Origin of the sequence: Spirosoma sp. (assembly GCF_026391055.1) — a bacterium.
Taxonomy (GTDB): Bacteria; Bacteroidota; Bacteroidia; order Cytophagales; family Spirosomataceae; genus Spirosoma.
This window is the reverse complement of the sequence record NZ_JAPLET010000015.1, coordinates 581,158-595,844: the sequence shown is the minus strand read 5'-3', so window position 1 is coordinate 595,844 and position 14,687 is coordinate 581,158. Positions and strand designations below refer to the sequence as shown.

Annotated in this window: 10 protein-coding genes and 1 pseudogene; 9 read left to right on the top strand and 2 right to left on the bottom strand. The window is 48.8% G+C overall.

Annotation, left to right across the window (positions count from 1 at the left end):
- Positions 1–3: 3 nt before the first annotated feature.
- The gene (locus NT073_RS07955) at positions 4–303 is read right to left on the bottom strand and encodes an antibiotic biosynthesis monooxygenase family protein (RefSeq protein WP_297371408.1); all 300 of its coding nucleotides are present in this window, start codon (positions 301–303) and stop codon (positions 4–6) included.
- Positions 304–632: 329 nt separating this feature from the next.
- Between NT073_RS07955 and NT073_RS33325 the strand changes: the two are divergent.
- The 6 genes and pseudogenes from NT073_RS33325 to NT073_RS07935 all read left to right on the top strand — a co-directional run.
- Positions 633–728, top strand: a pseudogene (locus tag NT073_RS33325) (GxxExxY protein); the annotation flags it as partial.
- Positions 704–1,000: a GxxExxY protein gene (locus NT073_RS33320; protein WP_366107233.1), complete on the top strand. Its 297-nt coding sequence runs from the start codon at positions 704–706 to the stop codon at positions 998–1,000. The pseudogene NT073_RS33325 and the gene NT073_RS33320, both read left to right, overlap by 25 nt.
- A 98-nt stretch (positions 1,001–1,098) precedes the next feature.
- The gene (locus tag NT073_RS07950) at positions 1,099–2,070 is read left to right on the top strand and encodes an aldo/keto reductase (RefSeq protein ID WP_297371405.1); all 972 of its coding nucleotides are present in this window, start codon (positions 1,099–1,101) and stop codon (positions 2,068–2,070) included.
- Positions 2,071–2,173: 103 nt separating this feature from the next.
- The gene (locus tag NT073_RS07945) at positions 2,174–2,857 is read left to right on the top strand and encodes a response regulator transcription factor (protein WP_297371403.1); all 684 of its coding nucleotides are present in this window, start codon (positions 2,174–2,176) and stop codon (positions 2,855–2,857) included.
- Positions 2,854–4,131 (top strand): HAMP domain-containing sensor histidine kinase, encoded by a 1,278-nt coding sequence (locus NT073_RS07940; protein ID WP_297371401.1) that lies wholly within the window; start codon positions 2,854–2,856, stop codon positions 4,129–4,131. Before NT073_RS07945 ends, NT073_RS07940 begins: the two co-directional genes overlap by 4 nt.
- Positions 4,132–4,199: 68 nt before the next feature.
- Positions 4,200–6,404, top strand: coding sequence for a TonB-dependent receptor (locus NT073_RS07935; RefSeq protein ID WP_297371398.1), 2,205 nt, complete (start codon positions 4,200–4,202; stop codon positions 6,402–6,404).
- Positions 6,405–6,448: 44 nt separating this feature from the next.
- Here NT073_RS07935 and NT073_RS07930 read toward each other — a convergent pair whose 3' ends face one another.
- Positions 6,449–8,479: an alpha-amylase family protein gene (locus NT073_RS07930; RefSeq protein ID WP_297371395.1), complete on the bottom strand. Its 2,031-nt coding sequence runs from the start codon at positions 8,477–8,479 to the stop codon at positions 6,449–6,451.
- A 357-nt stretch (positions 8,480–8,836) separates the two neighbouring features.
- Between NT073_RS07930 and NT073_RS07925 the strand changes: the two genes are divergently transcribed.
- The 3 genes from NT073_RS07925 to NT073_RS07915 all read left to right on the top strand — a co-directional run bounded on the left by NT073_RS07925 (position 8,837) and on the right by NT073_RS07915 (position 14,634).
- Positions 8,837–10,768: a hypothetical protein gene (locus NT073_RS07925; protein WP_297371392.1), complete on the top strand. Its 1,932-nt coding sequence runs from the start codon at positions 8,837–8,839 to the stop codon at positions 10,766–10,768.
- Positions 10,769–10,918: 150 nt separating this feature from the next.
- Positions 10,919–12,136: a hypothetical protein gene (locus tag NT073_RS07920; protein ID WP_297371389.1), complete on the top strand. Its 1,218-nt coding sequence runs from the start codon at positions 10,919–10,921 to the stop codon at positions 12,134–12,136.
- Positions 12,115–14,634 (top strand): ATP-binding protein, encoded by a 2,520-nt coding sequence (locus NT073_RS07915; RefSeq protein WP_297371386.1) that lies wholly within the window; start codon positions 12,115–12,117, stop codon positions 14,632–14,634. The genes NT073_RS07920 and NT073_RS07915 overlap by 22 nt, the downstream gene beginning before the upstream one ends.
- Positions 14,635–14,687: the final 53 nt, after the last annotated feature.

Genomic DNA, 14,687 nt, shown 5'->3' with positions numbered 1-14,687 from the left:
GAATCAACCGTTTATCTCTTCCAGCTTTTCGCCCGAAAACGCTATGGGTCGCTCGGCGAAGAGCACTTTGGTAGCGGCCCAGGTTGTGCGAAATAGGTCACTTCGGCGATAAGCCTCCAGCGCGTCGGCCGATTCCCAAAGGCTGTAGGTCATACGCACGTTTGGCTGATCGGAATCGCGTAGGAGTTCGAGGTGATGATTACCGGAAAAAGCCCGAATGTGGTGCTTTGATCGGTCAAAAATGGCATGAAAATCGTCCAGTTTATCCTCCTGAAACGTCATGCGAACGATACGAACGAGCATATTTTTTGTAGTTAGACGAATAGAATAGGTTCTGTCAGCCATGTTTTTTATGAACCACAGAAACACAAAGAACACAAAGTCTTCCGTATACAGTCGGATAGCGACACAGGTACCCCCTCTTAATAATCCTTTTGCTCTGTGTTCTTTGCGTCTCTGTAATTCAATATCTTTATAAACTACAGAGACACAAAGACTTTCTGTAAATAGGTGTAGTGAACAGACAAGCCTAATTCTAAAAGCATCCCATCCAAAAGCTGAAAAAAATATTCTTTTTTGGTTAGACAAACGTAACCACTACGAACGAAGCACCCTATAAATCGCTAAGCAGTAAGATTATAGGTGCCAGTATTGACGTACACCGGGAGTTAGGCTCTGGCTTACTCGAAAGTGTGTATGGAGAATACCTCTCATTTTATTCGAACTGAAAAGTCTCGGCCTGTACGTTGAGCGACAGGTCGAATTACCCGTGATTTACAAGGGCCATATTTTGAACAAAACATTCGCTATGGGCATTGTGATTTATGAAGCAATCATCATAGAACTGCAAGCCGTTCAGGAACGGATGCCAATCCATCACATTCAACTCCTTACTTACCTCCGAATGGCTCGAGTAAAATTAGGGTTGCTTATTAACTTTAACGCTGATTTACTGTGCAATGGCATTCACAGGAAAATCAACGGTAACTTATATTCATAAAAACTAATTAACGACAGCGGTAAAAGGACACCGGAAACGCCTTGCTTGTAAAGTGCCCTGATGAACCGCTCTAAATTCAACAAATTTTAACCCTTGTTATGAAGTATCGTACATTTGGCCGGACAGGCTGGAACATCTCTGAAATTGGCTATGGCATGTGGGGCCTGGCTGGCTGGACCGGGTCCGATAAAGCTGAAGTTTTGCGCGCCCTCCAGCGCTCCGTTGAACTGGGATGTAATTTTTTTGATACCGCCTGGGCCTATGCCGATGGTGTCAGTGAAGAAATTCTCAACCAACTATTGAAGAACAACTCCGACAAGCGACTATACGGAGCCACCAAAATTCCACCCAAAAACCGGCAGTGGCCATCGAAAGCAGGCGCTAAGCTGAAAGACGTTTTTCCGGCCGATTACATCGTTGAATACACCGAAAAAAGCCTGAAGAACCTCGGTGTGGATACCATCGACCTGCAACAGTTTCACGTCTGGGAAGACAGCTGGGCCGATCAGGATGAATGGAAAGAAGCCATCATGAAGCTGAGTGAACAGGGTAAAGTACGGGCGTGGGGCCTGTCGGTGAATCGCTGGGAGCCGGATAACAGCCTCAATACCATCCGCACGGGGTTAATCGACGCTGTACAGGTTATTTACAACATCTTCGACCAGAACCCCGAAGACAACCTGTTTCCGCTCTGTCGTGAGATGAACGTGGGCATCATTGCCCGTGTCCCCTTCGATGAAGGTACGTTAACGGGCACCTTCACGAAAGAGACGACCTTCCCGGCAAACGACTGGCGGTCAACGTATTTCGTACCCGAAAACCTGAATAGCAGTGTTGACCATGCCGATGCGCTGAAGCCGCTCCTTTCAGGCGGTATGACCATGCCCGAAATGGCCCTTCGCTTCATTCTGAGCAACCCGGATGTACACACGACCATTCCGGGAATGCGCCAGATTCGCAATGTAGAAGCCAATACCGCCGTGAGCGACAAAGGTCCCCTAGCGCCCGAGTTGTTACAGGAATTGAAAGGCCACCGCTGGGACCGTACGCCAACCGAGTGGAGTCAGTAAACTTGTACCAGACAGCCTGTCTCCGGCCACCCGGCCCGCTGTCTGTCGGCAACATACAGACAGCGGGCCGGGTGGCCGGAGACAGGCTGTCTGATACAATCCTATGAAAATACTCCTGATTGAAGACGAACCCGCTTTACAAACCGCGGTACAGCACTATCTGGAAAGTGAGGGCTATGCCGTTACTACAGCTACCACATTTGCCGAAGCGGCTGAAAAAATAAATGATTATGACTACGATTGCGTAGTGGTCGACCTGATGCTGCCCGACGGCAATGGCCTCGATTTGGTCAGGGCACTTAAAAAGCGGCAGTCGACGGCAGGCATTATTGTCGTAACGGCTAAAGACGCACTGGCTGATAAACTTACCGGTCTGGATGCCGGAGCCGACGACTACCTGACAAAGCCTTTTCACCTGCCCGAACTCAACGCCAGGTTGCGGTCGGTGCTGCGCCGACGCTTGTTTAATGGGCAGGCCCAACTAACAGCCGGGTCGCTCACTCTCTGGCCCGACCAGCAACGGGTGACAATTGAGGAGAGCGATATTAAACTGACGGGTAAAGAATACGAACTGCTCCTGTTTTTAGTTACCAATGCCAATCGGCTACTGTCGAAATCAGCCATCGCGGAGCATGTCTGGGGCGATGCCATGGATGCCGCCGACTCGCACGAGTTCCTGTATACGCACGTCAAAAACCTGCGCCGTAAGCTCATAACGGCGGGGTGCCCGGATTATATCCAGACCCGATACGGAGCCGGTTACGTCTTTTCGACCCGACTGCCATGAGCCTTCTCAGCCAGACAGCACGCTATTTACTCAGCACAGCTTTCGCAATTGCGCTGGTAGGCTCTGTAGGCTTTTATACACTTATCCACAGAACAATCCGGTATGAAGTCGATGAAATTCTGATGGCACAAGTCAACCAGACGGCCCAAAAGCTGCGTTATCAGCCACTTTCGATCCTAACCGACTGGGACAACAACCCGCGCATCGAGCGGGTGAATACATCCATGAGGCCCACCTTCACCGACATAACCGTACCTGACTCGCTGAATCATAATGAACCAATTCCGATTCGGCAACTTCAACAAACGGTACTCATACAGGGACGGCTGTATCTGATCACCATTCAGCAGCCGTACTATGAATTCAATGAGCTGTCGCGCGAAATCTCGGTGGGGGTTATCGTTGGCTTTTTGCTGCTCATGGGTTTATCTGTCGCGATTGGTGTTGGCTTATCAAGTCGTTTGTGGCATCCTTTTTACGCCACCATCAGCCAACTTAGCACCGTCCGGCTCGATACGGGCAGCGAACCGGTATATCCAGAAAGCAACATCCGGGAGTTCAGTCTCCTTAATCGTTCGCTAAGGGAACTGACGCAGAAATTACGACGCCAGTTTTCTCTACAAAAACAATTCGCCGAGAATGCCTCGCACGAATTACAAACCCCGTTGGCGGTTGCATCGGCCGAGCTGGATTTCCTACTTCAGTCCGACCACCTCACGGAAAATGACTACGCCCATCTACAACGCGCCACCGACGCGCTGGAACGGCTGAGCCAGCTCAATCGTTCATTACTGTTACTCACGCAGGTAGAAAACAACCAGTTTGCCAACGACGAATCTGTTGACATGAGCGAGTTACTGACACAATGTGCGGATGAATACGAGCCTTTTTTTCAACACCGGCACTTGGTGGTTAAACGAGCTATCGCCCCCCAAGTCATTCTGCGTATGAACCGGCAACTAGCGCGTGTCCTACTCACAAATCTTCTGAAGAACGCAGTTCGGCATAGCGGTGGCGGAGATGAAAAACAAGAAAGTTCTATCCGTTTAGCCTTAACGACCAATGCGTTAACCATCACAAATACAGGCGAGCCACTACCCTTTCCCGAGCATCAGCTCTTCAATCGGTTCGTCAAAAACCCAGCCCGGCCCGACTCGATGGGATTGGGGCTGGCACTTGTCAAGCAAATCTGCGAGCGCTATGCCCTGCCTTTAACTTACGTGTACGATAGAGAAAGATGGGAGCACTCTTTTCGCATAGAATTTCCGACCTGATAAGCTTTCTTCAAATTCTCTTCATAATTCCCGCCGAAACTTGCTGTCAAATTCACAGCTTCACAGCAATGAAACACCTCTTCTTTATTGGACTGCTTCTTTTTAGCGCGTTTTCTTCATTCGGTCAAGCTAATCTCCTGATTCGGGTTGAAGATAGCCTGACTCATGCCCCCGTTATTGCGGCAACCGTCCGTACGCCTTCAAAACCCGTAGTCGGCAACGTCACCGATGTGAATGGCCTGACCAGACTCACCAACGTGCCCACTACCGTTAAAACCCTGACGGTTAGCGCCGTTGGTTACAAAACCGAGTCATTTCCGATAACTACTACCGCCGACACTCTTGTTTTTCGGCTTCATAGTCAGGATGAATCACTCGATGAAGTGACCGTAACCGCTACCCGAACCAACTCCCGAATCGACGATTTACCCATTAAGGTAGAAGTGCTCGGTCAGGAGGATATGGACGAGGAAAGCGCGGTCGTTCCGGGTAACGTGAGCAGCATTCTAGGCGATATTTCCATTATTCACATTCAGCGAACATCGGCGGTCAACGGCAATCAGGCTATCCGAATGCAGGGGCTTGATCCTAAATACACGCAGATTCTGCGCGACGGATTACCACTCTATGAAGGATTTTCGGGCAATCTCGGCGTCTTGCAAATTCCGCCCCTGGATTTAAAACAGGTGGAGATTATTAAAGGCTCCGTGTCGACGCTGTATGGTGGCGGAGCTATTGGTGGCATGATCAACATCGTGTCGAAATCACCCACCTCCCACAAACCCACGTTTACGGCTCTGATCAATCGGTCAGGCCTGAAAGAAAGTAACAGCAACGCCTATTATTCGCAGCGTTACGGAAAAACCGGACTGACGTTATTTGCGGGCTATACCAACCAGCAAGCCGTCGATGTAACGGGCGATGGCTATACGGACAGCCCACAAATCAAGCAGGTCAATTTCCATCCGAAGTTCTTCTACAACCCTACCGATCATACGCGGTTGAACATCGGGTATTCGTTCACCGACGAACACCGCGAGGGGGGGTATCTGGCCGCGCTGGAAGGCACTCAGCCCAATGCCTACCGCAACATCACCGACCTGCAACGGCATACGGTCGATTTCGACGCCAGCCACAATACGTCAGAAACCAACGCTATTACCCTAAAAGGGGCGCTGAGTACATTCCACCGGCAAAACACCGATTACCAGAAACTTTCCGACGGAAAGCAGTCTTCACTCTATCTGGAAGGGAACAATCTGAAACGATTTGGCAAACACCAGCTCATCGTTGGTGCGAACCTAACCGTTGAAGCTTTCCGTAAGAACCCTGACAGCACCCGATTGGTCGATTATACATACCAAACCCTGGGCGGGTTTGTGCAGGACGACTGGCAGGTGGGCTCAACAGTAGCGGTGCAGGCGGGTCTTCGGCTGGATCACCACAATACCTTCGGCAATTTCCTGCTGCCCCGCCTTTCGGTTAAGCTGAAACCTTCCGAGCCGTGGACCGTTCGGCTGAGCGTGGGAACGGGCTACAAGACGCCAAACTTATTTGTGAATCAAACACCCGGCGCGTTGAATGTCAGTCTGATTTTCCCACGCTTGCTTCCCATTGATGTGGCGAATGTAAAGGCTGAAAAATCGGTGGGTGCCAATATGGATATTGCGTACTTAAAAACCTTCGAAAGTGGCTTATCGGTGCAGGTCGACCAGGCCTTTTATTATACGTATGTCAACTCGCCGGTGGTATCGGCTTTCGCGAGCACGTCGAATAACCTGGGCGCTTACACACAGTTGATCAACGCACCATACAACCTGCTCAGCGTAGGTACAGATACGTATGTTCGGCTGGAGTACAAGGATTATGAACTCTATCTAGGTTACAACCACACCTTATCCCGGCGCGACGGACCATCCAGTCCGGGACCAGTTGACGATACATATCTGCCGCTAGCTCCACAGGACAAATTTTCGACCACGGTTGCCTGGGAGCCGGAGCATTTTCGGTTCGGCATAGAAGCGGCTTACGTGGGTTCGCAATACCTTTACAACAACCAGAAAGTAGCGAATTACTGGTTCTTTGCGGGAGCCGCTGAATACCATTACAACGATCACTGGCGGCTCGTTCTGAACGCAGAGAACCTCTTCAATATCAAACAGGCCAATTACGAAACCGTTGTTAGCGGTCCCGTTACGCAACCCACGTTCCGGCCGGTATGGGCACCACTCGAAGGGCGAATCGTAAATCTGGCATTGAAGTTTACATTGTAACCGGCAGGCTGGCGCGGGTATTTACCCATGCCAGCCTGCCTACTTCATTCAACCACCAAAACCGAATGCAACGCCAGCTCTGGCACGGTTACGGTGGCAACACCTCTGTCATAGCGAACGGGCAAAACCCTGTTTTCGGGTTGCTGAACGATGCGCCGGGGTTTCTTATCCAGACGAAGCCGAACGGTGAGGTTAGTCAGGGGTGGCACTTCGTCGTACGTAAAAACCTGCGGATTGGCGTGATGACCGCCGGTATTGATCAGGTTCACCGCCAGCCGGTCGCGTTGCCGGTTCAGGACAACGTGTACCAGATGAGAGCCGTTTACCTCAACCACCGGATTGGGGAGTAATGGCCGAGTGAGTGACGCGATAAAATCACGCAGTTTAGCGGATTGATGCTTTTCGTAATCCCGGCTCAGGTCGGCGTAGACAGCCGTCAGTTTTCCTTCACCAAACTGCGTTTCTGTAGCGATAACTCCAGATATCGGGCCACCCGCTTCCGATTGAAGGAAGTTCCCGATGGTCTTTGTGGCCGGGCTGGTAATGCGCACGGGCAGAAACGGGCCGGTCAGCACAATCGACGCGCCGTTGTTCAACACCCATTTCGGACCAGCCGAACTCTCTTCCATTGGCCCAACGCCCAGCTCATGGGCAAACGACCGGGTTGTTTTGGCACCGATCAGCAACAGATGACCACCCTGACGGGCGTAGTTGAGTAGTTCACGCCGGAACGCCGGGTCGAGCGAATCCTGCTGCGATACCACAATGATGGGATATTGACTTAATCGCCCGCGCAGATGGTGCTCGGCCAGTACCTCAACGGGCAGCTGAGCATCCAGCAGTGCGGTCAGCACTCCGCTAATTCGGTGCGTTTGCCCATTCCCGAACAGCGACTGGTTAAACGCCCGAACGGTCGTGTTGGTATACAGCATGGCAATCTGCGGTATGGGCGTACTGCCCTCGCAAAAGGGTTGCCTTGCCCGTACAAACCGGCTTAGCGCAGCCATAGCCGGCAGTTCGCGCCGGGGCAGGGCCGCATCCCGGCTTTGCTGGTAATAGGCCTGAAATCCACCGCCGAGTGCAATGATTTCGGCCGCTTCCTGCATCAGATGTACCGCCGACTTCTGATCGCCCTGCCGCTGTACCGGGTTGAATTCGTACCAGAAGCTCCACGACATCAGATCCCAGGGCTTTTGATAAAGCTGGCCCTGTGCGGCCATAACGCGCCCTTCCAGCGCGGCCGAATTTACACTGTTACTTGGCGTCAGATCGCCTGACAGATAATCAACAGTTGTTGTGATGGGTTCGGGCATCATAGACGAATAGGCCCAGTTCGACGCTATCCGAAACGTGGGTTGGTGACGATGAACCGCATCGACATACTGCCCTATGTACCGGACGAACGACCGCCGGGCAAACTCGTTGAATGCTCCATAGCCAGCGTCTTTCGTCGACCGTGGCACCGTTTGAACCCCCGTTTCGGCCCGGAATTTCGCCAGAGCGGCTGGTGAATAATCCAGCACCGTTGCCCAGCACTCTCCATCGACCCATACGCCATCGGCACCATAATCGGCCAGTTCGTTGAGTTGCGGAATCAACAGCGAGTCGATATAGGGGCCGTGAACAGATGTTTTTGACATATTCATGGAGCCATCGGCTTTCACGGCCGCCCAGCCGGGGTGTTTGGCCAGTACAGCATCGTCGTATACCCCCGAGTAATGTAAGTATAACCCAATGCCATGCTTTCGTGTAACGGCCCGGTAGAATGCCAGAGGGTCTTTAACAATATGTGGCGCTACGGTCGCATTGGCCACCTTTGAAGGGTAACTCGACACGCCGGGATGTCCTTTGCAGTCGATCTGAATAAAATCGGGTTTAACGGCCGTCAATAGTGAATCAAGTCCACGTTCCGACAGGTTTCGTCCAATTAGCGAGTCATTGCTACCGGCATGAAAATCGAAGTGAAGCCCAAAATACCGTTTTGAAGCAGGCTGTTTACGTGCCCTGACAGGCGATTGTGCACTTAAGTGGACCTGGAGAAGCGAAAGAACGACGATAAACAAGGTAACCTTCATTTTTTGTGCTCATTTGATATAAATCAAGGAAGGACACCCTTGGAAAAGCTTACTGCTTTAGCGGATATCGCGCCATAGTACGGGGCACATAACAAGCTGGAGCATGACGAATGCGGACTTTTTGCAGGATGCACCTTGCCGTTTAAAACCCGCCCACACGCTTAATATCAATTTATGAAAAATACCTACTTAATTTGCAATTTATACTCAATTAATAACCAACAAATACACGAGAGTTCAGAAAAAATTAATACTCCGCCGGTCTTACGGACCAGGAATCGAAATCGGCCTACCTACTACCTTCTACTTAGCGAACCCAGCGTCACTAATTTAACCATAACGATTCATTTCAATTGAATGCAATCTACCTCCTTTAAAACAAACGCTGCCTCTACACCCCAACTGTTAACCGTCAATAAGTCACTAGGTATTGGTCTGTATGCACTACTTACCTGCTTATACGGCCTTTTCTTCGTAAAGAATTTTTCGGGACCGCTGGCTGAAGTACTCCCCGGCGATACAGATCAATGGGAGTATATGGGGTATTATGTGCTGGAGAATCTAACGTTTACACCCCTGCCCCACTTAAATCTGGTCGGTGATCAAACCTTTTTTCCGTACGGCACCAATCATGCATTTCAGGGGTGGGCGCTGGAGTCAAACATGTGGTACGGGATATGTTATTCGCTCTTCGGCATGGGCCCCTGGCTAAACATCTATTACTTGTTAAGCCTATTGATATCCAGTGCAGGCACCTACCTTTTACTACAGGCCGATTATGGCAAACGCCGTGCCTGGCTGGCCGGGCTTCTGGTCTCTTTCCTTAACTTCTATGCGCTCAACAAATACCCGGGGCACTTTGCCTATAGTACCATTCACTGGATGGTGTTAAGCGTGCTGACCGACTTTCTGCTTGTTCGGCGGGTGGTTTTAACGCAGGCTGTATCGCTGAGACTGGTCTTATTAAAAGTGTTGCTGCTAACCCTTTGCCTGGGGCTGGATGTGGGTTATATTCTTGGCTATGCACTTAGCTCGTTTACGTTAAGCGCCTTATTCATCACGGCCCTGCTCAGCTATCGAACGTTCAGTAAGTCGTCCGGACCGTCGCCCTATATTTACCTGCGTACTATCGTGCGCACCTGGCCCGGCCAATGGCGTCCGGTTGAATCGGTCAGCCTAGTGCTGGTGATTGTTGCCCTGGTTTTTTTTTACGTTCCCATACTGATCGGCGTGATTCAGAATGCCAATGCATTTGTGTTCGTCGATCGGTTCGCGGGCGGGCATGGCTGGATGCACCCTCTTCGCCTGTTAATACCCTACCTTCCCGGTTTCAATGCGCTCGACGCTGTATGGACTATCCGGCTGCGTGATATGGCCGAAGGCTATGGTGGCGGGAGTCCAGGCTGGCTGGTTCTCGGCCTGGCTGCTGCCGGTTTCTGGTACACCCCAAAATCCGTTCGGCTGGCGTACGTCCCCTTAGCTATTTTCTTTGTCCTGCACGTTTTTTACCATCCTATTCACGTACCAACGTTACGGATTTTTCCCTGGTGCCAGTTTAACCGTCATGCATCGAGGGTAACCCTCGTCTATCCGGTCATTGCCGCTGTACTTGCCATGCACATACCCACAAACGTGCCACGCTTCCTGTGGCTGCCCCTGCTGCTCATTGGCACGCTGGAAAGTAGTGTGGTATACCAATTCAGGTATGACTGGAAGCCCTATTATTTCCCGGCCTCGTTCGAATCATATATGAACCGAATCCGTCAGCAACCCGGCGAAGCGATCCTGGACTGGCCATTTTGCGTGATTGGTGGTAATGGCATGGGGGGCGAAACCGGTCTATGTCCGCTTTACGAGCGCAACAATTTACTATATACACTCAAGCGATTCCACGGTAAGAAAACCATCGGGCAGTATTTTGGTCGACTGCACGAAAGTCAGCTACAATCATTCATCAAAGCGGGCTGGCCCCGGCTTCTGGAACCTGCCAACAAGCCTGATTTCATGAAAGCTCACCACCTGACAACCTGTTTCACCGCCCAACAGTGGGCTTTTTTCGACCGTTTTTACGAACTCAATGATTTCGCAGGCATAAATTTGTGTACCGATTTGCTCCCCAAAGCCTGCGTACAGGCCTTCTACGCCCGTTATGGGCAACCCGTAGCCACCACCGAAGTATCTGGCTCGGGGCATCTTGCGTTCATTCCCAAATCGGCCCTTGCCCGAACTAAAGTTAATCCACGTCTGGGGAAGCAGGTTCGTTTTCCCTGTGGATGTGCTATCCACTGATTATTCTAGTCCAACGCATACGTTCAGTGTAGGAACTATTATAATCTTGGCCATCCTTTGGACAAATTCATCGTAAGATAAATCTATCTCAAGATATTTTTATCTTACGATGAATTTGTCTTATATTTGATTAGAAATAGGTAAAGCCTTATGAGTCCTTATGTACTTTCCCCAACCGTCGGCACGATTCCACCTGACAAAATAGTTGGCCGTGATAAAGAACTAAAACAATTAGGCACACTACTTATAGCCCAAAGCGTAACCATAGAAGAGTTTCGGCGTATGGGCAAAACGTTGCTGGTTCAGAAACTGGAATACCTCAGTGTAGCAAATGATGATCCTAACAAGGTGATTTATTTCATGCTTCAAGGGGTGAAAGACGTTACTGAATTAACGGATGTTTTACTGGATACGCTACGCAAAAAAGAAAGATTAGGCATACTTAAGGTTGGATGGCATGGTATAAAAAATCTTTACAATACGTTTAAGCCCGCTGAGGTAAAAATTCAGGAAGTCACGTTTAAGCTTCCCGAATTTAAAACCAAATGGAAAGATGCATTAACTGCTTGTATCAAAGATTTAGCAGCTCGTACCCGAAAAGATGGTGAAATACTGACATTAGTACTTGATGAGTTTCCCGTAATGCTCTGGGATTGGCTGGAAAATGGCAAATCACAGGATGCCATCGAACTCCTGGACTTATTCCGGAATTTGCGCATTGACTTGAAAGAGCAGGGACATATCCGATTTGTAGTTTGTGGCTCGGTTGGTATGCAGGTTGTTCTGGATCGGCTACGTCGGAAGCATAACTATACAGGCGAGCCGTTTAACGATACAAAATCGTTTCGGTTAGACCCCATGAATGACGCAGACGCGTTATTTTTATGTCAATGCCTGGCCTTATCTGGGTTTACATACCCAAGTGATGCTACTGAACTCTATCAGCGCATTCACCGATTCGCCGAAAACTTACCCTTTTATATCAACACAATTTTCCAGCTTATTCAGTCGCACCATAACGGTGAGATAAGCGACAGTACGATTAATAAAGCTCAGGAGAGCCTACTGAACGACCCGGACGAAGCAAAGGTGTTTAACCAATTATACCAGCGAATTGGCATTTATTACGAGTCTCAAAAAGCTGAACGGATGATTGCGATATTAAATCAGTTAGCGCATCAGGCTGACTTTACATCCGAAAACGACCTGCAACAGCATATAGCAACAGACAACAAAGCACAACTCCTGGATGCTTTGGAAACACTATGGAAAGAACAATATCTGATTCGAAAAATTGAGAACGGGGCAAGACACTACCAATTCAAATATAACCTCATTAAACAGTGGTGGAAACTCAACAAAGCATAGGAAACAAAGGCATCAGTACATTTCTGAGTTTTGGCGCTAAAAACGTTAAGCCCGACATTCTGGAAAAAATGCTGATAGGCCGCCAGAAGACGGTAAGTTTACTGGAGCAGTATGTACGGGAAATTGCACAAAACGGCGTAAACCATCAGGTGTTCATTATAGGACCTCGCGGTGCAGGCAAAACGCACATGCTTCGGGTCTTGTATTACCGGGTAAATGATCTTGTGCAATCACGGGCCATTGTTGTCTCTTACTTTGCCGAGGAAGAATATGGTATTTCTGGCTATCTCGACTTCCTGATTCGCGTCATCAACGCGTTTATGCGCTGGTATGATGCAGACCGGGCAACGTTGGAAACCCAACTGAACATCCTGCGCGAGACCCCCGAAAGCCGCCAGGAGTATGTAGCCGAAACCATTATCAGCGACTATGTTGGCGACAAGCCTCTACTGATTTTAAGCGAAAATTTTGACTCCATCCTGGAAGCGTTAAATAAAGAGGGACAATCGAAACTACGGGCCTGGCTTTACAGGCATAACCGAATCAGCATTATAGCAACCTCTCAGGCTACCAGCCCTGACCTGGGCCGCGAAGACCGTCCATTTTACGGTTTCTTCTCCACAATCACGCTTAAAAAACTTACCTATGAGGAGTCGCTGGAGTTATTAAGAAGCCTTGCTCAGATTGAGAATAATGCGACCATGATTGAGCATCTGGCCGGAAAAGGACAGGCGCAAGTGCGGGCAATTCATGAGTTAGTAAAAGGAAACCACCGGCTTCTGGTTACGTTCTATGAGTTTTTAAAAGCGGATAGCTTAGCCGACCTCTCCGTAATTTTTATGAAAACCATGAACGATCTCAAGCCCTATTACGAGACGTTCATCCGGTTTTTACCCGCCCAGCAGCAGAAAATCCTATACTATCTGGCACTGGCAAAAATCCCGCAAAAAGGCACCGACATCGGCAAAAACTGCTTCATCGCCACCACATCCCTCACCAAGCAACTCAGTGAACTCCAACGCCAACACCTAATTGACGCCCTACCCGACCCGACGGACAAACGCAACAAACTCTACGATGTATCGGAGCCGCTGTTACGTATTGCCATCGAGATTGGTGAACAGCGTGAAGGTGTTACCGCCTTGTTTATTGATTTTCTGGCACTGTATTATTCTCATGATGAGATTAAAAGTCAAAAATTCCGCTTTGAAAGTCTATATCAAACCGAAGTCGAACCGCTGAAAAAGCAGAAATTATATTATGAGATAGAGGCTCGTGAGCGGGCCTTGAAGGTGCAGGAGGAGTTGGGGAGTGTTCATAAGGATATATCGATAAAAATTCAGGAGCAAATTGAATTTGGTAACAATCACATCAAACAAGGTAATTATATTTTAGCTATTGAAGCTTTTCAAAACGCAATTCAGATGAAATCTAACTCTGAAATAGCTTGGAATGGATTAGGCTACGCATATGCTAAATGCAATGAATATACTCAAGCTATTGAAGCTTACTTACATGCAATTCGAATAAAGCCAGATTTTGAATGGGCTTGGTATTTTTTAGGTAATGCATACTTTGATCAAGACGATTATGATGAAGCCATCAAGGTTTACTCACAGGCAATTCAGATAAAGCCAGACTTCGTGTGGACTTGGTATAATCTGGGAAGTGCCTATGGAAAGCAAGACCAGTACGAACAAGCTGTTTATGCTTTTCAAAAGTCTATCGACCTTAAACCGAGCGACTCAGCTTGGTATAACTTAGGAGTTAGCTATAGTAATTTGGGTGAGGATTTTGAGGCAATTATAGCTTATCAGAAAGCCATTGAGTTAAAGCCAGACAAATACGAGGCTTGGTACAATTTAGGAATCTCATACTATAAGCAAGCCCAGTATGAGCAAGCTATTACTGCTTACAAAAAAACAATTGAAATAAAGCCAAACAACGATGCCGCATGGTGCAACTTAGGCGTTACTTACGATGATATGGGCAATCACGGCCAAGCGATAGTTGCCTATCAGCAAGCACTTAAAATCAATGCATTAGATGATGCGGCATGGTATAATTTAGGGAATACATTTACCCAACAGGGTGACTATAAGCAGGCGGTTAACTGTTATTTAAAGGCAATTTCCGTAAAGCCAGATAAACACACAGCTTGGAATAATTTAGGGAGCACTTATGTAAAATTAGGAGCTTACATTGAAGCCATTAAAGCCTACGAAAAAGCTATCAATATAGAAACGATAGATAATGATGCTACTAAAAACTTAGGAGAAACAGTCATAAGTTACCTCCAAACTCAAACCGCCACCGAACCCGAACTCATCGACCTAGAAACCTGGCTACAAGGACGCGCTGGATTTGAGATTATTTCGACCTACGTCAGTACCTATCGCCGGGTGGTGTTTGGCAAGGAAGAAAAAGCCCTTTACGAACTACCAAAAGAGCAGCGCGAATTTTTTGAGCGGGAAATCTTAAAAAGGCAAGCCCAATAATGCAAAAAAGGGAGGAGTGCGATGAAGTTCCCCTTCGTCCCACACCTCCCCTT